General features: G+C 71.9%; 14 protein-coding genes. 8 read left to right on the top strand and 6 right to left on the bottom strand.

The annotated features are described in order from the left end of the window. Positions 1-92: 92 nt before the first annotated feature. The 6 genes from P3X83_RS40775 to P3X83_RS40750 are packed head-to-tail and all read left to right on the top strand — an operon-like array spanning position 93 to position 6,787. Positions 93-857 (top strand): ABC transporter ATP-binding protein, encoded by a 765-nt coding sequence (locus P3X83_RS40775; protein ID WP_277310788.1) that lies wholly within the window; start codon positions 93-95, stop codon positions 855-857. Then, positions 854-2,614, top strand: coding sequence for an ATP-binding cassette domain-containing protein (locus P3X83_RS40770; protein ID WP_277310787.1), 1,761 nt, complete (start codon positions 854-856; stop codon positions 2,612-2,614). The genes P3X83_RS40775 and P3X83_RS40770 overlap by 4 nt, the downstream gene beginning before the upstream one ends. A 26-nt stretch (positions 2,615-2,640) precedes the next feature. After that, positions 2,641-3,792 (top strand): ABC transporter substrate-binding protein, encoded by a 1,152-nt coding sequence (locus P3X83_RS40765; RefSeq protein WP_277310786.1) that lies wholly within the window; start codon positions 2,641-2,643, stop codon positions 3,790-3,792. A gap of 16 nt (positions 3,793-3,808) precedes the next feature. Further along, positions 3,809-4,681: a branched-chain amino acid ABC transporter permease gene (locus P3X83_RS40760; RefSeq protein WP_277310785.1), complete on the top strand. Its 873-nt coding sequence runs from the start codon at positions 3,809-3,811 to the stop codon at positions 4,679-4,681. A gap of 17 nt (positions 4,682-4,698) precedes the next feature. Beyond that, positions 4,699-5,808, top strand: coding sequence for a zinc-binding dehydrogenase (locus P3X83_RS40755; RefSeq protein ID WP_277310784.1), 1,110 nt, complete (start codon positions 4,699-4,701; stop codon positions 5,806-5,808). 22 nt (positions 5,809-5,830) lie between these two features. Beyond that, on the top strand, positions 5,831-6,787 hold the full coding sequence (locus P3X83_RS40750) for an aldo/keto reductase (protein ID WP_277310783.1): 957 nt from the start codon (positions 5,831-5,833) through the stop codon (positions 6,785-6,787). 11 nt (positions 6,788-6,798) lie between these two features. Here P3X83_RS40750 and P3X83_RS40745 read toward each other — a convergent pair whose 3' ends face one another. Continuing rightward, positions 6,799-7,548 carry an HAD-IA family hydrolase gene (locus P3X83_RS40745; protein WP_346742792.1) on the bottom strand — a complete coding sequence of 250 codons (750 nt, stop codon included), beginning with the start codon at positions 7,546-7,548 and terminating at the stop codon, positions 6,799-6,801. A gap of 212 nt (positions 7,549-7,760) precedes the next feature. On the opposite strand from P3X83_RS40745, the gene P3X83_RS40740 reads away from it, so the two are divergent. Next, positions 7,761-9,338, top strand: coding sequence for a carboxylesterase family protein (locus P3X83_RS40740; protein WP_277310781.1), 1,578 nt, complete (start codon positions 7,761-7,763; stop codon positions 9,336-9,338). 58 nt (positions 9,339-9,396) lie between these two features. Here P3X83_RS40740 and P3X83_RS40735 read toward each other — a convergent pair whose 3' ends face one another. The 5 genes from P3X83_RS40735 to P3X83_RS40715 all read right to left on the bottom strand — a co-directional run bounded on the left by P3X83_RS40735 (position 9,397) and on the right by P3X83_RS40715 (position 19,974). Then, a complete protein-coding gene (locus tag P3X83_RS40735) occupies positions 9,397-12,450 on the bottom strand; it encodes a S8 family serine peptidase (RefSeq protein WP_277310780.1) in 3,054 nt (1,017 codons plus the stop codon). Positions 12,451-12,531: 81 nt separating this feature from the next. Continuing rightward, entirely contained in the window at positions 12,532-15,249 is a 2,718-nt protein-coding gene (locus tag P3X83_RS40730) for a BTAD domain-containing putative transcriptional regulator (RefSeq protein ID WP_277310779.1), read from the bottom strand. 76 nt (positions 15,250-15,325) lie between these two features. After that, the gene (locus tag P3X83_RS40725) at positions 15,326-18,220 is read right to left on the bottom strand and encodes a BTAD domain-containing putative transcriptional regulator (RefSeq protein ID WP_277310778.1); all 2,895 of its coding nucleotides are present in this window, start codon (positions 18,218-18,220) and stop codon (positions 15,326-15,328) included. Between the two features lie 186 nt (positions 18,221-18,406). Beyond that, positions 18,407-19,270 (bottom strand): glutamate ABC transporter substrate-binding protein, encoded by an 864-nt coding sequence (locus tag P3X83_RS40720; RefSeq protein WP_277310777.1) that lies wholly within the window; start codon positions 19,268-19,270, stop codon positions 18,407-18,409. Beyond that, a complete protein-coding gene (locus P3X83_RS40715; RefSeq protein ID WP_277310776.1) occupies positions 19,267-19,974 on the bottom strand; it encodes a response regulator in 708 nt (235 codons plus the stop codon). The genes P3X83_RS40720 and P3X83_RS40715 overlap by 4 nt, the downstream gene beginning before the upstream one ends. Before the next feature lie 142 nt (positions 19,975-20,116). On the opposite strand from P3X83_RS40715, the gene P3X83_RS40710 reads away from it, so the two are divergent. Further along, positions 20,117-23,107, top strand: coding sequence for a hybrid sensor histidine kinase/response regulator (locus P3X83_RS40710; protein ID WP_277310775.1), 2,991 nt, complete (start codon positions 20,117-20,119; stop codon positions 23,105-23,107). Positions 23,108-23,282: the final 175 nt, after the last annotated feature.

Here is a 23,282-nt window from a genome sequence, read left to right as displayed (position 1 = left end):
GGGCAGTCGGAGGTGACGATGCCCCTGCACCCCGAGGCGTGGCGCATCACCGATCGGAGTCCTCTCGCCTCCGCCCGAAGCGAGGGCCACTGATGACCGAGGACATCCTCGCGGTAAGCGGGATCAGCGTCACCCGTGGTGACGTGCCGGTCATCCACGACGTCACGATCGGGGTACAGCCCGACGCCGTCACCGTGCTGCTCGGCGCCAACGGCGCGGGCAAGACCACGCTGCTCGACGGCATCGCCGGGCTCGCGAAGACCACCGCGGGTTCCATCACCCTCGCGGGCACCGCGCTGTCGGGTCTGCCGACGTACCGCCGCACCAAGGCCGGGCTCGGCTACGCCGAGCAGTCCCGCACGGTCTTCAAGACTCTTACGGTCGAGCAGAACCTGCTCGTGGCCGACAACGGCAGCGGCGACCTCGGCACCGCGTACCGGCTCTTCCCCGAGCTGGAGCGGCGGCGCACGCTGGGCGCCGGGCACCTGTCCGGCGGCGAGCAGCAGATGCTCGTCCTGGCCCGCGCGCTGATCTCCGGCCCCAAGGTGCTGCTCATCGACGAGATGTCCCTCGGGCTCGCGCCGGTGGTGGTGCGCCGCCTGATGACGGCGGTCGGCGAGCTGACCTCGCTGGGCATCGCGATCCTGCTGGTCGAGCAGTTCGCCAACCTGGCACTGGAGATCGGCGCCCGCGCCTACGTGCTGCGCAAGGGACAGGTGGTCTTCGAGGGCCCCTGTGCCGACCTGCTCGGCGACGAGGACCTCCTGCACGAGCACTACTTCGGCGGCGTCGAGGCGCCCGCCGACGACGATGACACGGCCGGCGACAAGGCCATGGTGGAAGGCGAGGCACGGTGACGACGAGCGCGACCCGTCCCTGGGCGCTGGGGCTGGGCGCGGCCGTTGCCGCGTGTGTGGTCCTGCCCGCGGTGCTGCCCTCCTACTGGATGTACCTGGCGGTCAGCGCCGCGGTGAGCGCCGTGCTCATGCAGAGCTTCGGCGTCATCGTCGGCAGGGCCGGGGTGATGTCCCTCTGTCAGATGTCGTTCGCCGCGATCGGCGCGTGGGTCGTGCTCCGGCTCAACCTCGCCGACGCCCCCGGCGGCATGCTGCTCTGGCTGCTCCTCGGCGGGCTGGCCGCGGTGCCGGTGGGCGTGGCGATCGGCCTGCCCGCGCTGCGCATCCGCGGCGTCAACCTCGCCGTGGTCACGCTCGGCTTCGCGGTGTCCACCGACATCGTGCTCAACGCCAACCAGTTCCCCGGCACCAACGAGCTGAAGATCGTGGAGCGGCCGGACCTGTTCAGCTCCGACGCCGCCTACTTCGTGCTGGTCATGATCGTGTTCGTGCTCATCACGATCGGGCTCGCCCTGTTCAACCGGACCAGGCTCGGCATGTCCTGGGTGGAACTGCGGCACTCCGAGATGGTCGCCGCCTCGCACGGCATCTCGGTCGCCCGCAGCAAGCTGGCCGCGTTCGCGATCAGCGCGTTCATCGCGGGCATCGGCGGCGGCCTGATGGCCGGGCAGTTCGGCCAGGTCACGGCGAGCAACTTCGCCATGATGCAGTCGCTCGCGCTGTTCGCGGTCGCGGTGCTCATCGGCCCGCACCACCCGGAGGGCGCCGTGATCGGCGGCATCTTCGGCGCCATCATGGCCACGATCCTGGAGCGGCTGGCGCTGCCGCAGGACCTCGGGGGCATACTGTTCGGCGTAATGGCGATCTTCGCATTGCGCAGCGGGGTCAGCCAGACGGACTTCACCCGGATCAGGAAGCGCGAGCGGGAGGCGCGGAAGCTGCTGGCGTCACCGCCGCCGCTTCCGGCGAAGACCAAGGCGACGGAGTCCGAAGCCCCGCCCCCTCCTGCCGCGGAGCGGCGTGAGGACCTGCTGGCGATCCGCGGGCTGGGCGTGCGGTTCGGCGAGGTGGTGGCGCTGGACGGCGTGAACATCACCGTGCCGTCGGCGAGCGTCGTCGGGCTGATCGGCCCCAACGGCGCGGGCAAGTCCACCCTCATCTCCGCGGTCACCGGCTTCCTGGCCGGCTACCAGGGCACCGTCGAGCTGGACGGCAGGTCCCTCGACCGGCTCAGCCCGAGCGTCCGGGCCCGCCACGGGCTGCGGCGCACCTTCCAGACCACGGCCATCGCCCCCGAGCTGACCCAGTACGAGTACCTGGCGATCAGCGCTGGACGGCGGCTGGGCAGGGCGGAGGCCGAGGAACTGCTGCGGTTCTTCGGCTGCCCCCCCGGTGACGTGCCGGTCTCCATCGTCGACGTGGGCACCCGCAGGCTGCTCGACGTGGCCGCGGCCATCGCCGCCCGGCCCAAGGTCGCCCTGCTGGACGAGCCGGCCGCCGGACAGTCCATGGACGAGTCCATGGAGTTCGGCCGCAGGCTCGCCGAGGTGCCCTCCCGGTTCGGCGTGTCGATCCTGTTGGTGGAGCACGACATGCAACTCGTTCGGGCCGCCTGCGCGCAGGTGACCGTCCTCGACTTCGGGCACGTCATCGCGTCGGGGCCGACGCACGACGTGCTGGAGAATCCGGCCGTCAGGGACGCCTACCTCGGTACGGCGGACGTCCCGCTCCTCCCGACCGGCCCTGTCCAGCCATAAGTTTTTCCAGCGTAGGAAGTGGCAGCATGAAGCACGCATACGTGGCCGGTCTGGTCGCAGTTCTGGCATTAGGAGTATCCGCCTGCTCCGGTTCGTCCTCGGCCGATGGGCCGATCAAGGTCGGATCGATCAACGGCGTGACCGGTCTCTTCCAGACCCCCGAGGTGGGGCCCGCCGTCAAGGCCGTGTTCGAGGAGGTGAACGCGGCCGGAGGGATCAACGGGCGGAAGCTCGAACTGATCTCCAAGGACGACGCCATGAACCCGCAGCGGACCACCGAGGTGGCCCGCGACCTCATCGACTCCGAGGGAGTCGTAGCGCTGGTCGGCTCGTCGAGCGCCGTGGACTGCGGCCTCAACCGCGGCACCTACGGCAAGAACAACATCGTGTCCATCCCGGCGGTGGGAGTGGACCCGGCCTGCTTCACCAGCCCGAACATCGCCCCGGTGAACCCCGGGCCGTTCAAGCTGCTGACCGCGCTGCTCTACTACGCCTCCGAGACCCTCAAGCACGAGAAGGTCTGCATGGCCTTCACCGTGCTGCCGGGCAGCGGCGGCGGCATCGACGCGGCCATCAAGGAGTGGTCGGACCTCACCGGCAAGTCCCTCACCGTCAAGGACACCTCGGTGGGCCAGGGCGACCCGACCCCCTACCTGGTCAAGCTGAAGTCGGCCGGGTGCCAGGCGGTCATCTACAACGCCCAGGTCGGTCCATGGTTCACCCAGGCCAAGACGCAGGGCATGCAGAGCGTCGACTTCATCATGATGGCGAACAGCTACACCGACGCCAACGCCAAGGTCATCCCGGATGACATGAGCGCCTACGTCGGCACCGAGTGGCAGCCGTACACCGACGAGACGCTGCCCGGCAACGACCGCTGGTCGCAGATCATCGACAAGAACAAGATCCAGAAGACCGCGTTCAGCCAGGGCGGGGTGATGGCCGCCGACGTGTTCGTCCAGGTCCTCAAGACCATCAAGGGCGAGATCAACCGCGAGTCCGTGACCCAGGCGTTCAAGACGATGAAGCCGATCGAGTACCCGATGGTCGGCACGCCTTACGTCTTCGGTCCAGGGCAGGCGCACAACCCGATCGAGGGAAGCCGTTTCGTCAAGGCCGAGGCCGGGGCGTGGAAGGTGCTGCCCGAGGGGTTCATCGTGCCCGGCAAGAAGAACTAGGAGCTGAGGGGCGCACATGGTCAACTCCGTGGTGGCCGGTCTGAGCAGCGGCGGCGTCTACGCGCTGCTCGGGTTGTCCATCGTGCTGACCTACCGGCTGGCCGCCGTGGTGAACTTCGCCATGGCGGCGGTCGGGGCGATGGGGGCCTTCTCGATGGCCTCGCTGACCGACGCGGGCGTGAACGTGTGGGTCGCCCTGGTGGGCGGGGCCCTGGCGGGCGGACTGTTGTCCGGCCTGCTCGGGGCGGGGCTGATCCGATGGTTCGGCGGCCACGCACCGCGCACCAAGGCCGCCGTCACCGTCGCGGTCTACGTGGCGCTGATGGCGCTCGGCCTGCGCTTGTTCGGCAACGTCACCACGGGGGCGCGGCGCTTCCCCCAGCCGTTCGACGCGCCGGCGTTCACGCTGGGCGACGTGGTGGTGCCGCAGGCCGCGCTGGTCTCGCTGTCGCTGGCGGTGCTGATCACCGTCGGTGTGGGGCTGCTGCTCGGCCGTACCAGGGTCGGGCTGAAGCTGCAGGCCATCTCCGAGCGGCCGTCCACGGCCGAGGTCGTGGGCGTCCCCGCGCCCAGGCTCGCCCTGGGCGTGTGGGTCGGCATCGGCGCGCTCACCACGCTGGTGATCGTGATGGTGGCCCCGCGCCTCGGCGGCGACTTCTCCACCCTGGGCAACCTGGTCACCACGGCCCTGGCGGTCGCCATGGTCGGGGCGTTCCACAGCCTGTGGCTGACCCTCGCGGGCGGCCTGCTGCTCGGTTGCCTGGAAGGCGTCACCGCCTCGCTTGAGGCGGTCCAGCAGTACCGCGGCGTGCTGCCCTTCCTCGTGATGCTCGCGCTGTTGTGGTGGCGCAGCAGGCATGAGGTCTGGGACACCGCCACGGCGAGATGACGATTGGAGCACAGCGTATGACGATCCCCTCCTCGACGCGGGCGGCGGTGCTGCGTACCCACGGAGAACCGCTGGTCATCGAGGAGCTGCCGCTCCCGGCGAGTTGCGAGCCGGGGGCGGTGGTCGTCGAGATGACCTGCGCCACCCTGTGCGCCACCGACGTGCACCTGTGGAGCGGGGCCATGTCGTTCCCCGGCATGCTCCCGATGGTCCTCGGGCACGAGATGGCGGGCCGGGTGATCGCGGTCGGCGAGGGCACCAAGGACGCCCTCGGCAGGCCGGTCCAGGTCGGCGACCGGATCGGCTGGTCGGAGTCCACCTGCGGCCACTGTCACGGGTGCACCGTGCTGCGCGAGCCGGTGGCCTGCTCCAACCGGGGGTACGGTTTCCGGCAGCGGGCCGACGCCTGGCCGTACGCGACCGGCGGTCTCGCGGAGCACGCCTACGTGCCCGCGACCGCGCAGAAGCTGCTGCTGCCCGACGATGTCCCCGACACCTGGGCCGCGGCGGCCGGGTGCGCGGTGAAGACCGTCGTGCACGCGTTCGACCGGGCGGGCGGCGTACGCCCGGGGGCGAACGTCGTGGTCCAGGGCGCCGGGGCGCTCGGCCTGGTGGCCACCGCGATCGCCTGCTCCGCCGGAGCGGGCGTCGTCGTCACCATCGGTGCGCCCGCCGAGCGGCTGGAACTGGCGGCCAGGTTCGGCGCCGACGTCACGATCGGCCTGGCCGGCGAGCCCGGCGACCGCGTCGCCGAGGTGCTGGCCGCGACCGACGGCCGGGGCGCGGACCTTGTCCTGGACATGGCCGGAGCGCCGGGCGTCGGCGCGGAGGCCGTCGAGATGGCGGCCTGGGGCGGCCAATTCGTGATCGTCGGGACCACGGGGCCTCGCCCGGACCCGGTTCCACTCGGTACGATCATGGGCAAACAACTTTCGGTGCTGGGCTCGCTCAACGGTGATATATCCGACTACCATCGGGCGATCGAGTTCCTGCGCGGCTTCCGTTCCTGTTTCACCTGGGACGAGCTGTTCAGCGAACCCGTAGGTCTCGGTGGTGCGTCAGACGCGCTGGCCGGGATGTCGCGTCTGGAGCAGGTCAAGGCCGTGGTCCAGCCACGACTTCCTTGATCATGTGACGAACGGGAACCAGATGAGCACCAAGATTCCGACCCGCCGCATCGGGACGCACGGTCCAGTGTGCTCTGTGCTGTCGATGGGGTCCTGGCACATCTACGACCGGATGGACTTCACCGACGCGGTGGCCATGATCCGGTACGCGGTCGACAGGGGCGTCAACCTGTTCGACGTCGCGGTCTACGGCTTCGAGGGTTACCCGAAGGCTTACACCGACGTCCTGTTCTCGGCGATCGTGCGCGCCGCCGGGATCGCCCGCCACGAGTACCTGCTATCGGTGAAGCTCTGGCTGGAGGACTACCCCGAGATCTCCCTGCGCGCCCAGTTGGAGAACGCCCTGTTCCGCGCGGGCACCGACCGCGCCGACATCGCCGTGCTCGGCGACGTCCGGCTGAGCAGGGGGCGGATAAGCCACATCGCGGAGGAGATGGCGGCGCTCGAGGCCGAGGGCCTGATCGGCTGCTGGGGCGTCAACGAGTGGCCCGCCACCTCGATCAGGGAGGTCCGCGCACTCTCGCAGGCCGCCGGATCCAAGGGGCCGCAGGTCGCGCAGTTCATGTACAGCCCGTGCCGCCGCTCGGTCGCGGAGGGCGAGCCGTACCGGGAGCTCTTCGCCTCCGGCATCACCCTTCAGGCGTCCTCCGCCCTGGAGGGCGGCATCCTGGCCGGACGGCTGACGCCGACCCGCCCCATCGGCAACGACCCGGGCGACGTGCGCGCCGACGTCATGGAGGCGTACGAGGGCATCGCGGTGGTCGCCGGGCGCCTGAAGACCACCCCGGCCCGGCTGTGCATCGCCTACAGCATGACCCACCCGAACATCAGCAGTGTGCTGTTCGGCACCAGCAAGATGGAACAGCTCCTGGACAACATGGGCGCCATAGAACTGCTGGAGAAACTGGGCGCCGAGGAGATCCGCGAGGCCCTCAGCCCCTTCTGGGTCGACCGCGAAGCCGTCGACCCGGAAGGCTGACGCCGGCGGGTTCAGCGGGCGGTGGCGGGCACCCGGCCGCGGAGGGTCAGGGCGGACAGGTCGCCGACCGTGAGGTCGGGGGCGCTGCCGCTCAGGGCGTCGGCGCGGCCGACGCCGATGACGAGGGCGAAGGCGCCCCGGCGGCCCGCCTCGATGCCGGTCGGCGCGTCGTCCACCACCGCGGTCCGCGCCGGGGGCGCGCCCAGACGGCGGGCGGCCTCGGTGAACAGCGCGGGATCGGGCATGCCGGCCAGCCCCAGGGCGGCGGCGTCGTTGCCGTCCACCACCGCGTCGAAGAGGTCGGACAGGCCCGCGGAGGTGATCGTGGTGCGGCAGTGCCGGCTGGCCGACACGACGGCGGTGCGGCACCCGCGGCGGCGCAGCTCGCGCACCAGGGCCACGGCGGACGGGAACGCGGCCACGCCGTAGCGGGCGACCTGGGCCACGAACAGCGCGTCCTTTGCCTTGCCCAGCCCGTGGACGGTGGGCGCGCCCTCTTCGTCGTCCGGGCCTCCCTCGGGCAGCGTGATCTCCCGGGACGCCAGGAAGGTCCGCACGCCGTCGAGGCGCGGCCTGCCGTCGACATGGCGCAGGTAGTCGGCCTTGATGTCGAATGGCTCTTCGGAGCGCCCCCGCAGGAACGGGTCGAACGCCCGCTTCCAGGCGGCGGCGTGCACCCGCGCGGTGTCCGTGATGACGCCGTCGGCGTCGAAGACGACGGCCCCGATCCGCGTCAGGTCGATTTCGGTGATGGCGGCCACGATGACGCCCTCCCTCCGTTCTCGCCTCCCCGGCGCGGACCCCGACGGGCGGTGCGGCCGGGGAGGTCAGGTGCCGAGATCGTACCCCCGCACGGCCCTCTGACAAGGGCGATCGCGGGTGTCTCGGGGTCGGGTCGCGGTTTCAACCGGATGATTACGCAGTTTCGCGAAATAGAGTGTAAAACGGACGATCATGCTCTACGGTCCGCCCCATGTTGTTACGAACGATAATGGTGGTGGCGCTGCTCGCGGGCGCCATCGTGGGGACCACTAGTCCGGCACAGGCGTACGACACACGAACGGTACGCATCGAGTCCGGATGGGTCAGGGGAACGGCGGGGGCCGATCACAGGGTGTTCTCCGGCATCCCGTTCGCCGCCCCACCGGTGGGCGCCAACAGGTGGCGCTCACCGCAGCCGGTGCAACCATGGACCGGCGTCAGAGACGCCACCGTGCCCGGAGACCGCTGCGCGCAGACCACCGACGTCTGGGGCCTGCCGGCCAGCGACAGCGAGGACTGCCTCTACGTCAGCGTGACGACGCCCCGGCCCTCTCCATACGACCGGCCCAAGCCGGTCATGGTCTGGCTGCACGGCGGCACCCTGCTCAAGGGCGCGGGCAGCGACTACGAACCGCGCCGCCTGGCCGCGCGCGGCGACGTCATCGTGGTCACCGTCAACTACCGGCTGGGGATCTTCGGCTTCTTCGGCCTGCCCGGCCTGCCGGACGCCGGGTCGTTCGGCCTTGAGGACCAGGTCGCCGCGCTGCGCTGGGTGAAGCGCAACGCCGCCGCCTTCGGCGGCGATCCCCGCAACGTCACCCTGTTCGGCGAGTCGTCGGGCGCCCAGACGGCGTGCGCGCTGCTCGCCTCTCCCGCCGCGACCGGGCTCTTCCAGCGGGTCATCACGCAGAGCGGCAACTGCTGGGTCGGCGGCCCGGCGGCGGGCGGCCTGACCCGCGCCCTGGAGGTGCCGGTCTGGGTGCCGCGCGCCGCGCACGACGCGCACGGCTCGGCCCTGGCCGCCGCGGCCGGGTGCACCGACGCGGCCACCGCCGTGACGTGCATGCGCGCCAAGTCCACCGCCGACCTGCTGGCCATGGAACCGCTGGCGCTCCCCGCCTACGGCACGCCGGTGCTGCCGGAGAACCCCGACCAGGTGTTCGCCGAAGGACGCTTCCACCGGGTGCCGATGATGACCGGCATCGTCAGGGACGAGGGCACCATGTTCGCCTCCCTGTTCTTCGGCGGGATGACCGAGCAGCAGTACCGCGACGGCCTCGCCGGGATCTTCGGCGAGCACGCGGCGGCCATCGAGGCGGAGTACCCGGCGAGTGCCTACCCCGCTCCCGTCCAGGCCGCGGCGGCCCTGATCGGCGACCTGGACTGGGCGCTCACCGCCAACCAGAGCGATCGGCTGTTCGGGCGGCAGTCGCCGGTCTACGCCTACGAGTTCACCGACCGGACCGCGCCGCAGCTCTTCCCGTTCGCCCCCGACGTGCGGCCGCTGGCCTCGCACGGCTCTGAGCTGTCGTTCCTGTTCGGGGTCACGTGGACCACCGCGCCGCTGACCACCGCGCAGCGGGAGCTGGGCGACACCATGATCGCCTACTGGGCCCGGTTCGCCGCCACGGGCGACCCGAACCGATTCGGCCTGCCCGCCTGGCCAAGGGTGGACGCGGCCGGCGCTTCGCCCTACGTGCAGAGGCTGGACCTCGGCCCGCAGGGCATCGGCTCCTTCGATCGGCGCGCCGAGCACAACCTCGCCTTCTGGGAGGGCCTGCTCGGCTGACCCGCCTCCCCGGGCCCCCGGACCGGTGCACGACCGGTCCGGGGGCCGTGGAGGGACGTTATCTCGGCACCACCACCGAGACGTCGACCTCGGTCACCGGCTTCCGGCCGCTGGCCGAGCGGATGACCAGCTTGCCCGAGCGCTCCTCGCCCGGCTGCAGGCCCGCGGCGGAGACGGTGACGGTCAGCGTCACCGACTGGTTCTTGGCCAGCCGCCCGGTGGTGGGCGAGACGCTCAGCCAGCCGGGCTGGTCCGCCTCGGGGGTCACCGTGTAGTCGGCGGGCGAGCCGGCGTTGGTGAGCGGGACGGTGCCCTGCCTGGTGGCGCCCGCCGGGGCGAACACGGTCAGCCCGTTGAGCGACGTGGTCACGTGACCGGTGGCCAGGGCGACGGTGCCGATCCCGGCCGTGGCCCGCGCGGCGACGGTGACCGGCTCGGTGGCCGTGGTGTAGTGCTCCTTGGAGATCTCCACCGTGTGGTTCCCGGCCGGGACCTGGCCGACGAAGGTCCCGTCCGCCCCGGTGGTCACGGTCGCGGCCTGGCCGACCTTGACCGTCGAACCCACCACCGGTTCGCCGTCGTTGGCGTCGGTGACGGTCCCGGTGACCAGCCCGTGCTGGGCGGCGGTGAACGTCAGGCTCTGCCCGCCGCGGATCGCCGCGGTGTTGTACGAGTACTGCAACGCGTCGGTGCTGTCCGCGTTCTCGATGCCGATGGTCGCGGAACGCCCCAGGTCCAGCCGGATCTCTCCGGCGTCCTTGTAACGGAAGCTGATCGTGCCGTCCTCACCGAGCAACGCGGAGAAGGTGAGGTGTACGGCGTCCGACTTGGCGATGTTCCGCCACTCGATCACGAAGGCCCGATGGGGAGCCGTGCCGACCGTGGCGGTGTGGACACTGGACTGCTCATCGAAGTACATCTCATCCCAGAAGGGATAGATGGCCAGATCGGGCGGGTAGACGCTGGGCAGGGGATCGTTGGAAAAGATGGAATCGGGCTCCTCGAACGCCGCGTAGCCCTTGGCGCCGATCCAGATCCGGGATGAGGCCGAGCCGTAGAGCGGCACCGCGAACGGCATCGTCACCTCCTTGGCGTAGCCGTTGTCGGCCAGGTCCAGCGGTTCGGTCCCCGCCACGAACGGCTCTGTGCCGCCCTTACAGGTGTAGCCGAACCGGTCATGGCGCTGCGGCAGGTCGGCGTCCCTGCTGAGGTCCCCGGTCACGGTGATCTGCTCGGTGACGGGGTCGGTGCAGCGGGTGGCCGCGGTGACCTTCAGTTGGTGGGAGCCGTGCGGAATCGTCATCTGGTAGTGCCCGGCCGCGTCGGTGACGGCCCTGGCCGGTGTACCGGCCAGCTCGACCGTCGCACCTGCCTCGGTTCCGCCTCCGGCCGTGATCGTTCCGGAGATGACGCTGTGCGGGCGCCTGGTCAGAGCGGCGTCGACGGTCGTGGTCTGCCCGTCGTTCACGGTCACGGTCCTGACCTCGCTGTCGTAGCCGAACCTGGACACGGTGACCTCGTACTGGCCCACCGGGAGGCGCACGATCGAGTAGGTGCCGTCCGTGCCGGTGGCCGCCTCGCGGGTGAGCGGGCCGGTGACCTTCACCTCGGCCCGGGGTAGCGGCTCGCCGCCCGAGGTGATCGTGCCGGCGAGCGTGCCGAGCGCCTGGTCGGGTGCGGCCTGGACGGCGGCGTAGGCGTCCAGCCGGCCTTCGCCGTAGACGTTGTTGTCCGCGGCGGTGCCGCCGCAGCTCGTGTCCGCCACGTCGATGGCCGAGCCGTCCAGGACCTGCCGGGTGGCGGCGATGTCGCGGCGCAGCGCCGGGGCGGCCGACCAGATCAGCGCCACGGTGGCGGCCACGTGCGGCGACGCCATGGACGTGCCCGATATCGTGTTGTACCCCCCGCCGGGGATCGAGGAGCGCACGTCGACGCCCGGGGCGGAGATGTTGGGCTTGATCTCGCCGTTCTCGCCCGTGCCGGTGCTGAACCTGGGATGGGTCACGCCGTTCACGTCGAAGCCGCTCGCGGCGTAGGTCTCTTCGTACATCCCGGGACTGGCGGCGGTGCCGCACCCCGGCCCCTCGTTCCCGATGGCGAACATCGGGAAGATGCCCGCCTCGACCCACGCGGTGGTGACGGGCTTGTAGTAGGGATCGAACCCCTCGCCGCCCCAGGAGTTGTTGATGATGTCGGGGGCGAGGTCGGGGCGGGGGTTCTCGCCGTTCGCGTCCGTGGGCGCGAGCATCCACTGACCGGACCGCAGCAGGGCGTCGGTGTCGCACCCGCTGTCGTCCGGGCATGCCTTGGCGGCGATCCACCGGGCGGCGGGCGCCACACCGATGCCGCTCTTGCCGACCATGGTGCCGGTCACGTGGGTGCCGTGCCCGGCGTTGTCACACGGGGTGACGCCTCCGCAGACCGAGGTGGGATCGAACCAGTTGTAATCGTGCACGACGCGTCCGTCGGGCAGCGCGCCCCGGTACTGCGCGGCGAGTTCCGGATGCTCGAAGTCCACGCCGGTGTCGATGAGGCCGACGACGACGCCCTCGCCACGGTTGCCCAGCTCGTTCCACACTCGGGGGGCGTTGATCCGGTCGATGTTCCACTCGACCGCGTGCAGCTTCGCCTTCGCCGTGCCCGGCAGCGGCTTCGGCAGCTCGGCCTTGCCGATGGGGTCGACGCCGGCCACCTCGGGCCGCGCCGCGATCTCGGCGGCCAGTTTCGCGTCGGCGGTCACCTTGATCACGTTGACGATCCAGAACGGGGTGTACTTGGCCTTCCGCTCTGCCAGCAGCTCGCGCAGCCCCGCCTGTGACTTCTTCGCGTGCGCCGTCTTGGCCTGGTAAACCGCCTTCGCCTTCGCGTTCTTGCTGTTCGCCCTGCGGGCGGAGCTGAGATCGGCCTCGCCTTTCAGGCGGACCAGGAAGGTGGCCTTGCCGTCCTTCAGGTCGGCCTGGACCGCCTTCGAGATCTTGTCATTACCTGGTTCACGGTACGGCGCGGCGTGTGCCGTGACCTGGGGAATTGATAAACATAAAATAGCGAGCAGGCCGACAAGGGCCCGGAAGAGATTCCGGGACCCGGCCCGACGCCGTAAAGGATAGGACACTTCTTCTCCTTTATCGGGATGTATCTATCCCTATCAAGAGAGTGTCTCGATCCTCGATTTTAGATCGTATTTATTACGCACTCACAGTTGGTGCGCGATCGGTTCGGGGGTGGCCGGGGCGGGGTCGGTCTCGATGGCGCGGGCCTGTTCGTAGGTGATCAGGCCCAGTTCGAAGAGGATCGCCGCCGACCGGGCCAGGCACGATCGGTCGCCGGTGGCGAGGCCGAGACCCCACAGGTGCTCGGCCTCCCAGTAGGTGCCGGACAGGCCGCGCAGCCGGTCCAGTTCGAGGGCCTCGTGGAAGCGCCCGGCGGCGAGTCCCGGCTCGCCCGCCAGGCGCAGCGCCTCGCCCAGGTTGCCCAGCGCCATCACCTCGGTGACCTTGGCCCCGGCGCGCCGGGCCAGCGCGACCGCCCGTTCGTGGGTGGTGACGGCCTCGTCGTACCGGGTCATCCGCTGGTAGGTCAGGCCGAGGCCGGTCAGGCACGACGCCTCGTGGCGGCCGTGCCCGAGCCGCCGCCAGATGGCCGCGCCCCGCTCCAGCGCGGTCAGCGACTCCTCGTGCCGCCCGAGTGTGCGCAGTGCCGCGCCCCGGCCGTTCAGGGCCAGCGCCATCCCGGTCTGGTAGCCGATCGGGGTCCAGGCGGCGAGCGCGCGGTCGAAGCACTCCAGCGCCTCGGCGGGACGGGCCAGCGCGTGCATCGCCCAGCCGACGTCGTTGTTGCCGAGCCCGGTGTGCCGGGGGTCGCCGGTGCGGTCGGCGGCGGCCAGCGTGGTGCGCGCGAAGGCCAGTTGCTCGCGCCGCCGCGCCCGCTGCTCCAGCGGCGAGCTCAGGCACGCGGCCAACTGGACGGCGAAGGCCGGGTCTCCCTCGGCCACCGCCTGCCGGGCCGCCGTCAGCAGGTTGTCGATCTCCAGGTCGATCCAGGCGTAGACCTCTTCGAGGGCGTTCAGCGGGATCCCCGGATGGTCCAGCTCCGACGGCACGATGTCGATCCGCCAGGCGATCAGCGGCTCGATCATCAGCGCGGCCCGGCGGGCGGTGGCGAGATAGCAGTGCGTGGCCCGGCGTAAGGCGAGCCGCCGCTCCTCCCGGCCGATCTCCTCCATGGCCCGTTCCCTGGCGAACAGCCGCAGCAGGTCGTGCATCCGGAACCGGCCGGGCACGTCGGACTCGGCGAGCTGGCTCTCCACCAGTTGGTCGAGCAGCACGGCGGTGCGCCGCTCCGGTAACCCGGCCAGCGCCGCCGCGACGGGAACGCCGATGTCGCCGCCGTCCAGCAGGCCGAGCAGCCGGAACATCCGGGCCGCGTCGCCGTCGCCGAGGTCGCGGTAGCTGACCATGAACCCGGCGCGCACGGCCTGGTCCTCGGCGGACAGCTCGGCCAGCCGCCGCTGCTCGACCGCCAGCCGGTCGGCCAGTTCGCGGACCGGCAGGCCGGGACGGCTCACCAGGCGTGCCCCGACGATGGCCAGCGCCAGCGGCAGGCCGCCGCACAGGCGCACGACCTCGCCGGTGGCCTCCGGATCGTGCGCCATGCGCTCGGCCCCGGCGTACCTGGACAGCAGCGCCGCCGCCTCGGCCTCGGCCAGCACGCCGAGCCGGTGGTGGCTCGCGGTGTCCACCGCGTCGAGCATCCGCCTGCTGGTGATGAGCACGCCGCAACTGGCGCTGCCGGGCAGCAGGTAGCGGACCTGCGCCGCGTTCGCCGCGTTGTCCAGCACGATCAGCAGCCGCCTGCCGTGGGTGAGCGAACGGAAGGTGGCGGCGACCTCCTCCACGTCGGCCCGCCTGGGCACCTCGGCGGCGCCGAGCGCCCGCAGGAAGCGGCCGAGCGCCTCGACCGGCGGTACCGGCTCGGCGTCGGGGGTGGAGCCCTGCAGGTTGATGTAGAGGTGGCCGTCGGGGAACCGGTCGGCCACCTCGTGGGCCACCCGGATGGCCAGCGCGGACTTGCCGACCCCGGCCGGTCCCGAGATCGCCACCGCCCGCTCGGGGCCGCCGGCCAGCAGCGCGCACAACCGGCGAACCTCCTGCTCCCTGCCGGTGAAGGTGGCCACCGGCCGGGGGAGCTGGGAGGGCGCCGGCGGCTCCGCCGCCGACTGCTCGATCATGCGCTCGGCGCGCAGCAGCTCCACGCCGGGCGCGAGGCCCAGCTCGTCGTCCAGCAGCCGCCTGCCCTCGTCCAGGACGGCCAGCGCCTCGGCGCGCCGCCCCAGCCGGTCCAGGGCCATCACGAGCTGGGCGCGCAGCCGCTCGTGGTACGGGTTGCCCGAGACCAGGGGCTCCAGCGTGGCCACGACCGGCGCCGGGTCGCCCGCCGCGAGCGCCAGCTCGGCCCACTCCTCGGTGGCCGTCCAGCGCAGCTCCTCCAGCCGCCGCACCTCGGGGTTGTCGAACCCGTCGAGCACCGGCCCCCGCCACAGCGCGAGGGCCGCCAGGTAGGGGGCGGGGTCGCCGTTCTCCCGGCCCTCGGCGATCAGGCGCTGCGCGGTGTGCGCGTCCAGCCGGACGTCACGCGGGTCGATCCGGTACCCGCTGGGCGCGGTGGCGATGACCCCGCCGATCGCGGTGCGTAGCCGGGAGACCAGGATGTGCACCTGCCCGCGCGCGGACGGCGGCGGGTCGGCCCCGTGCCACAGCTCGCCGACGAGCCGGTCGGTGGTGACGGTGTGGCCCGCGTCCAGCAGCAACGCGGTCAGCACGGCTCGCGCTCGCCTGCCGCCGAGGTCTACCGGCTGCCCCTCGACGCATGCCCGCAACGTGCCGAGGATATGGAATTCGACTCCGCTCGCCATCACCCTCTCCCAGGGTCCAGCATCCTAGCGGAGTGCTCGTGGGTGGACTTCTGCCAAAAAGCAATGACATCCGGCCTCAGCCGGTGAGCACCGCCACCGGGCACAGCGCCTTGAGCGCCTCTTCCTTCCAGCCGACGGCGCCGATCGACGCGAAGATCTCCGCGGCCTGCTCGACGAACGCGGTGCCCTGCTCGGCCCGCACGATGCCCAGCGCGAGCAGGACGCGGCCCTCCACCAGCCGGTCGCCGATGCTCCTGGCCAGGTGCAGGGCGCGGCGCAGCACGACGTCGGCCTCGGCGCGGTCGCCCTGCGCGTGCCGCGCCTCGCCCAGCGCGTGCAGCACGTACGCCTGCCCCACCAGGTCGTCCAGCTCCACGGTGATCTCCAGCGCCCGCTCGGCGACGGCGATCGCCTCCGTGGTGCGGCCCTGGCGGTGGTAGACCTCGGCCAGCCGCTTGAGCAACTGGGCCTGGGTGGGCCGGACCCCGTGGGAGACCGCAAGCCCGCGCTCCAGCAGCAGCTCCGCCGTCTCCAGCCGCCCCTCCAGCATGTGCACGTGGGACAGGAAGCCGAGCCCGTGCCCCAGGGCGGTGTGGTTGCCCACCTTGCCGAACAGCGTGAGCGCACGTTCCAGCTCCCGCTTGCCGCGCTCCTGGCGGCCCGTCATCACGTGGATGGTGCCCAGGTGCCGCAGCACCAGGGCCTGCGCGCCCTCGTCACCCAGGCGCTCGAAGAGGCAGAGCGCGGCGGACATCGGCTCGGCGGCCTGGCCGAGCCTGCGCCTGGTCAGGTTCATCGCGCCGAGCGAGTACAGCATGGTGGCCGTGCCGGTCAGGTCGCCGGCCGCCCGGCAGGCGGCCAGCGCGCGGGTGGCCACCGTGTTCCAGTCGTCGTAGCAGGCGCGGGTCTCGAAGAGATGGACGAACGTCGCCACCAGGCTCCAGGACATGCTCACCAGCCCGAGGTCGGCGCACTGCCCCACGGCGGCGATCAGGTTCTGCCGCTCGCTCTCCAGCCAGGCCAGCGGGTCGGCGGGCAGGGCGTCCGCCCGGTCGGCGGGCAGCCAGCGCGGCGCGTCACTGTGCGGGACGGGCGGATAGTGGTCGCTGAACCGGGCGTTCCTGGCCCGTTCTGCCAGGCCGAGCAGGCAGCCGAAGGCCCTGGTCAGCACGGCCAGGCGGGTGTCCTCCGGCTCGGCCGCCGCGGCCCGTTCCCGGGCGAACAGCCGGATCAGGTCGTGGAACCGGTAGCGCGGGCGGCCGGTGCCGTCGGGGCCGAGCGGCTGCAGGAGCTGCGCGGCCACGAGCTGTTCCAGTAGTTCCTGGGCCTCGCCCAGGGTGGTGTCGAGCAGCGCGGCGACGAGCCAGGGGGCGAACCCGCCGGGGGCGTCCAGCAGGCCCAGCCGCCGGAAGGCCAGCGCGCTCCTGGGCGACAGCTCCCGGTACGACAGCTCGATGCTGCCGCGCACCTCGACGCCGTTGCGGCTGAGCTGGTCGAGGCGGCTGCGCTCGTCGGCCAGGCGGTCGGCCAGCTCGGCCAGCGACCAGCGCGGGTGCATGGCCAGCCGGGCGGCGGTGATCCGCAGCGCCAGCGGCAGGCCGTCGCACAGGACGGCCAGCCGTACGGCTGCGGCCTGCTCGCCGGAGATCCGCCGGTCGCCCGCCACCCGGCCTAGCAGGTCGGCGGACTCCCGTTCGGTCAGCACCGTGAGCGGCAGCGTCGCCTTGACCTGGAGGCCGGTCAGCCGCCGCCGGGAGGTGACGATCACGCAGCAGCCGGGGGAGTCCGGCAGCAGCGGCAGCACCTGCGCGGCCGACGCCGCGTTGTCCAGCACGACCAGGACACGCCGCCCGGCCAGGGTGGCGCGCAGCAGCGCGGCGCGGTCCGGCTCTGAGGACGGCAGTTCGGGGCCGGGTATCCCGAGCGCCCGCAGGAACCGTTCGAGCACGGCGGCCGGGGCGGCGGCCTCACCGGACGCGTCGTAGCCGTGCAGGTCGGCGTAGAGCTGCCCGTCGGGGAACCGGCCGGCCACCCGGTGGGCCCAGTGCAGCGCCAGCGAGGTCTTGCCGACCCCGGCCACGCCACTGATCAGGCCGGTTCGCGGGCCGGAGCCGTCGAGCCCGGCCAGCGCGTCCAGCGCGCGCAGCTCAGGGCCGCGCCCGACGAACGCCGAGACCGCAGGCGGCAACTGCGCGGGGCGGGGCGTCCGCGGCCGTTCCCGGCCGGGCGGCGGCGAGCCGCGCAGGATCGCCTGGTGTACGGCCCGCAGCGCGGCCCCCGGCTCCATGCCCAGCTCGTCCAGCAGGACCTGCCTGCCACGCTGGTAGACCTCCAGCGCGTCGGCCTGGCGTCCGGCGCGGAAGAGCGCCGTCATCAGCCGTTCGCGCAGCCCCTCGCGCAGCGGCTGGTCGCCCACCAGCCCGGCCAGGCGGCCGATCACCTCCCGGTGGCGGCCCCGGGCCAGCTCCAGGTCGGCCCACTCCTCGGCCACGCACAGCTTCATGTCCTCCAGGCGGTGCGCCGCCGCCGAGATCGCGTCGGTGTCGAACTCGGTGAGCACCGGCCCCCGCCACATCGCCAGCACGTGCCCGAGCGCGACCGCGGCGCACTCGGTCCGGCCCGCCTCCACCGCGGCCCGTGCCTCCCCGGCCTGCCGTTCGGCCTCGCGGACGTCCAGGCGCACGCCGTCGGTCCGCAGCCGGTAGCCGCCGTCGCCGGTGACGATCACCTCGGTGTCGCACCCGGCGGCCTTGAAGGTCTTGCGCAGCCCGTGCACGTGGATCGCCACCTGCGCGCGCACCGACCCCGGCGGACGGTGTCCCCACACCGCCTCGGCCAGCCGTTCGATCGGCACCTCGCGCCCCGCCGCGAGAGCCAGGGCGGCCAGGAGCGCGCGCTGCTTCAGCCCGCCGAGACGCACCGGCCGCTCGTCGAAGACGGCGTCCAGGGGCCCAAGGATCCGGACTTCCATACCAGTCTTCACAACACCCCCGGTTTCAGACTTAAACCGTGGTTTCCCCCACGACCCCATGCTCCCCTCAGAAATCCCGGCAACGGGCACCACCCGGGAACCAGGGGCTCCCGGGTGGCTGCGACATCCCCTTCGGAGTGTAGAGAGGCCCGATATAGGTTCTCTTTATCGCCCTTTCGGCCGCTGTCAGCGGGACGGCTTGGCCTGCTCGGGGTCGGCCCCCGCCGCGCCGATGGTGTCGCGGAAGGCGCGGTCCCACTGCCCGTCGTGCAGGTAACGGTTGATCAGCCCGTTCAGATAGTCGCGGAACACGGTGTCGCCCCGCCGCACGCCGATGCCGTACGGCTCCCGGCCGAACGGCTTGCCGACCAGCCGCACGCTCCCGGGCCGCAGGCTCATCAGGCCGAGCAGGATGGTGTCGTCGGTGCTGATCGCGTCTATCCGGCCGGAGACCAGCGCGTGCACGCACTCGCTGTAGGTGTTCACGATGACCGCCTCGGCGCCCGGCGCGCGGGCGCGCAGCCGTTCGGCGGACGTGGAACCGGTGGCCGTGCAGACCTTCCGGTCCGCCAGGTCTGTGACGTTCCGGATCGCGCGGTCGCCCGCGCGGACCAGGATGTCCTGTCCGGCGTAGTAGTAGGGGTCGCTGAAGCCGACCCGCGCGGCGCGCTCCGGGGTGATCGAGTAGGTGGCCAGGACGAGGTCCACCGTGCCCTGCTCGATGAACTGCTCGCGGTTGCGCGGCATGGTCTCGATGAACCGGACGTCGCGCTCGCTGCCGGTGATGTCCTTGGCCACCAGCCGGGCCATCTCGGCGTCGAAGCCGGTGATCCGCCCGCCGGCGGGGTCTTTGAAGCCGAACAGCGGATGGTCGAACTTGATGCCGACCGTCAGCACGCCGCGCTCCCTGATGCGCGCCATGGTGGAGCCGGGCGGGAAGTCGGCGGCGGTGGCACGGCGGACGGCGCCCCCGCATGAGGCGATGACGACGAGCGAGGTCAGCGCCGCCAGCAGGGCCAGTACGACGAGCGGTGTCCGGCCCGCCTTCACGTAGTGCTGATCCAGTACCGGTGCTGTGGCCGGCCCTTGGGGCCGTAGCGCAAGCCCACCTCGACGTGCCCGCGGTCGGAGAGGTACTCCAGGTAACGACGGGCGGTGGCCCGGCTGATGCCGACGGCCTCGGCCACCTCGTTGGCCGAGAGGTCGGCTCCGGCCGTCTCCAGGGCGTCGAGCACGGTCTGCTCGGTCTCCGGTGAGATGCTCTTGGGCCGCGCCGCCTGATCCAGGTGCAGGGAGCGGAAGATGCGGTCGATCTCCTGCTGCTCGTCCATGGTCTCGGTGGCGGCGAACTGGTCGACGGCCGCCGCGTACCGCGAGAGGGCCTGCTCCAGCGTGCCCATCCGGGTCGGCTTGATCAGGTAGTAGATGGCCCCGCGCTGCATCGCCGCCCGGACCGCTCCCGCTTCTTTCTTGCCGGAGATCACGATGACGTCGGCGGGCGGCTGGTTGGGCCGCCTGAGCTGGTGGGCGACCTCAAGGCCCGGAAGGTCGGGCAGGTGCAGGTCGAGGAGGATCAGCCGGGGGGCGAACCGCACGGCGGCGGCGAGCGCGGCGCGCCCGGTGTGGGCGATCCCGATCACCTTGAAGCCCGGCACCCGGTTGACCTGCGCGCGCAGTGCCGTCGTGACGACCGGATCGTCGTCCACGATGAGCACCGTGATTTCGGAGGAGCCGGAGGTTGTTCCGATGGTCATCGCCGCATCCAGGTGGAGGGTGTGGGGCCTTTCCAAATCGGTCATGTCATCTTATGAAAATTGATGTTATTGGATATGGCTTTAGTTCGTTCTGCTCAGGTGCCCCGCCCAAACTAGGCGGATCCGCCTAATATCGGACGGCATGGATGGCAACAGCGGGCGCGGCTGGCTGCTCGCGGTCACCGCCATGTGGATCCTGCTCGGTCTCCTTCCGCTGGCGCTGCTGACATCCTCCAGCATCAGGCTGTCCGACGAGGCGATTCGCGGTGAGGTCGAAGATCGGGTCCAGACCACGGCGACGGTGAGCCGGGTCGTGGTGGACCAGCAGATGCAGTCGCTCAAACAGCTCGTCGGCGCGATGGCCCAGCGCCCGCAGCTCCGCGACCTCGCCGAATCCTCCGCGAAACGGTCCGACGGCAAGGCCGTGCGGCGGACCCTGGCCGACCACCTGGACGAGCTGCGACGGATGCGCGCGGGCGTGACCGGCGTGATGCTGATCGAGCCGGACGGCCACATGATCGGCACCCAGCCGCCCAGCGAACTGCCGCAGGACATCACCGGCACCGACTGGTACCAGGCGGTCCTCGGACGCAACCAGGCTTACGTGTCCCAGGCGTACACGCCCCCGCTGCGCTCGCGGGCGGTCGCGGTGGCCGCCCCGGTCCCGGCCGCCGACGGCGCCGGCCTGGCCGGCGTGCTCGCCGTCGTCTACAGCCTGGACGCCATCCAGGACTTCGCCTCCGAGGCGGCCAGGGCCCAGGAGATGCGGCTGCTGATCACCGACCAGGCGGGGGTCCTGGTCGCCGACTACCGGCGCAAACTGGTCGCGCTCACCTCACTGCGCGAGGACTTCCGGGTGGACACCGCCCTCGCCGGACGCCGGTGGTCCGGCAACTACATCGGCTACGACGGGCCGGTGATGTCGGCCTCTGAGCCGATCCCCGGCATCGGCTGGACCGTCACCGCCGAGGTGCCCGCCACCAAGGCGCTCGCCTCGGCCGACCGCCTGCGCACCAGCCTGCTCACCGTCGCCGCGCTGCTGACCATGCTGCTGCTCGCCGGGCTCGGCCTCCAGCTCCACACCACCAACGGCCGCCGCCGCACCCAGCGCACCCTGGCCGGATACGCCACGGCCCTGGCCGCCGCCAGGGACGAGGCGCTGGACGCCTCGCAGGCCAAGTCGGAGTTCCTGGGCAAGGTCAGCCACGAGATCCGCACCCCGATCAACGGCGTGCTCGGCATGAACGCCCTGCTGCTGCGCACCCGCCTGGACGACGAGCAGCGGCACTACGCGAGCACCGTGCAGGGGTCGGCGCAGAACCTGCTGCGCCTGCTGGACGACTTCCTGGACCTCTCCAAGATCGAGTCCGGGCGGCTGGAGTTCTCCGCCGTCCCCTTCGACCTGCCCCGGTTCTGCGACGAGGTGATCGCACCGCTCGCCCCGCTCGCCTACCGCCAGGGCCTGTGGCTCACCCTCAGCCTGTCGGACGACCTGCCGCAGCAGGTCGTCGGCGATCCGGTGCGGCTGCGCCAGGTGCTCAGCAACGTGCTGGGCAACGCGCTGAAGTTCACCGTCCAGGGCGGCGTGCGCCTGGAGGTGGGCCTGGACGGCCCGGCCACCGGCGACCGGGTGGTGCTGCGCTTCACGGTCACCGACACCGGCGTCGGGGTCGGCGCCGACGACCGGAAACGGGTGTTCGAGATCTTCCGGCGGGCGGACTCGCCGATCACCCGCCGCACCGGCGGCAGCGGTCTGGGGCTCGCGATCAGCCGCCAGCTCACCGAGCTGATGGGCGGCGGGATCGGGCTGGACAGCGTGGAGGGCGTCGGCAGCAGGTTCTGGGTGACCGTGCCGGTAAGCGTCCCGGTGGGCGTCCTGACCTGGTCGCCCCCGGCGTTCGAGACGCTGTGCGACCGCCGGGCGCTGGTGGCCGACGGCGGCGCCGACGACCGCACGCTGGTCCGGGGCATCCTGACGGGCGCGGGGCTGGTCACCGAGGAGGCCCCGGACGCCGCCTCCGCCCTCGCCGCGCTGCGCGCCGCGGCGGGGAAGGGACGGCCCTTCGACCTGGCCGTGGTGGACCTCGACATGGACGCGGCCGGGCCGGACGGCGCGGACGGCTCGCTGGCCGCCGCCGTCCTGGCCGACCCGCTGCTCGCCGCCACCGGCCTGGTCGTGCTGATCGCGCCGGGCCGCACCCGGCACGCCTGGCCGTCCGCGCCGAGCGGGAGCGAGCCGCCGGACCTGCCGCATCCCGCCGTCCAGTCCATCACCCGCCCGATCAGCCGCCGCCGCCTGCTGGCCGCGCTGGAAAACGCGCTGCGCGCGGTGCGCGAGACGCCCGCCGCCGACGGCCCCGCCCCGCCCGCCGCGCAGCCCGCCCGGATCCTGGTCGCCGAGGACGACGAGGTCAGCCGCCAGGTGGCGCTGCTCGTGCTGACCAAGGGCGGGCACCGGGTGGACGTGGCCGAGGACGGCGCCACCGCCGTGCGGATGGCCAGGGAGGGCGACTACGACCTGGTGTTCATGGACTGCCACCTGCCCGTGCTCGACGGCCTGGCGGCGACGGCCGAGCTGCGGCGCGAGGAGGAGCCGCACCGCCGCACCCCGATCATCGCGATGACGGCGGCGGCGATGCCCGGCGACCGCGACCGCTGCCTCGCGGCGGGCATGGACGACCACCTGTCAAAGCCGGTGGACTGGCAGCACGTGCTCGCCCACATCCCCGCCTGGACCTCCGGTGCCCACGCCCTGCCCGACGAACTGGCCGGCCTGTCGCCCGACGACGTCGCCGACATCGCGCGGGCGTTCCTGGTGACCGTCCCGGACGTCCAGCGCGACCTGCTCGCGGCGGCGGAGACGGGAGACCTGACGACGGCCGCCGAGCTGGCGCACCGGCTCAGGGGAAGCTGCTCCATCGTGGGCGCCGGCGAGGCCGCCGCGCTGTGCGAACGCGTCGAGGAAACGGCCCGCCGGGCTCAGGGTGAAGACGACGCCGCTCCGGGCGCGCTGGTCGCCCTGGTCACCGAGCTGGGCGCCGAACTGGGACGGGTGTCGGTGGAGATGACCAGGCTCGGTGGTTCAACGCTGTCGGAAGACTGGGAGTTGACGGATGACGAAACCCTCCGGTGACCTGAAGATCGACTGGCCGTCGCCGCGCGCCCTGATGCTGGAGTTCGACCGGATGGCCGAGCGGATCGACGACCTGGGCCGCGGGCACGGCTGCAGAAGACCTGGTTCCAGAAGACCGTCCAGTGGATCCTCACCCGCAGGATCAAGGGCTTCCCCACCCCCCGCGCGTTCGTCC

This window comes from Spongiactinospora sp. TRM90649 (genome assembly GCF_029382225.1).
Lineage (GTDB): Bacteria > Actinomycetota > Actinomycetes > Streptosporangiales > Streptosporangiaceae > Spongiactinospora.
This window is presented reverse-complemented; position numbering and strand designations above follow the sequence as displayed.

Excerpts from the sequence above, each read along its gene's own strand:
- P3X83_RS40775 (WP_277310788.1), top strand. The coding sequence starts at position 93 with ATGACCGAGGACATCCTCGCGGTAAGCGGGATCAGCGTCACCCGTGGT.
- P3X83_RS40765 (WP_277310786.1), top strand. The coding sequence starts at position 2,641 with ATGAAGCACGCATACGTGGCCGGTCTGGTCGCAGTTCTGGCATTAGGA.
- P3X83_RS40760 (WP_277310785.1), top strand. The coding sequence starts at position 3,809 with ATGGTCAACTCCGTGGTGGCCGGTCTGAGCAGCGGCGGCGTCTACGCG.
- P3X83_RS40755 (WP_277310784.1), top strand. The coding sequence starts at position 4,699 with ATGACGATCCCCTCCTCGACGCGGGCGGCGGTGCTGCGTACCCACGGA.
- P3X83_RS40750 (WP_277310783.1), top strand. The coding sequence starts at position 5,831 with ATGAGCACCAAGATTCCGACCCGCCGCATCGGGACGCACGGTCCAGTG.
- P3X83_RS40740 (WP_277310781.1), top strand. The coding sequence starts at position 7,761 with ATGTTGTTACGAACGATAATGGTGGTGGCGCTGCTCGCGGGCGCCATC.
- P3X83_RS40730 (WP_277310779.1), bottom strand. The coding sequence starts at position 15,249 with ATGGCGAGCGGAGTCGAATTCCATATCCTCGGCACGTTGCGGGCATGC.
- P3X83_RS40725 (WP_277310778.1), bottom strand. The coding sequence starts at position 18,220 with ATGGAAGTCCGGATCCTTGGGCCCCTGGACGCCGTCTTCGACGAGCGG.
- P3X83_RS40715 (WP_277310776.1), bottom strand. The coding sequence starts at position 19,974 with ATGACCATCGGAACAACCTCCGGCTCCTCCGAAATCACGGTGCTCATC.
- P3X83_RS40710 (WP_277310775.1), top strand. The coding sequence starts at position 20,117 with ATGGATGGCAACAGCGGGCGCGGCTGGCTGCTCGCGGTCACCGCCATG.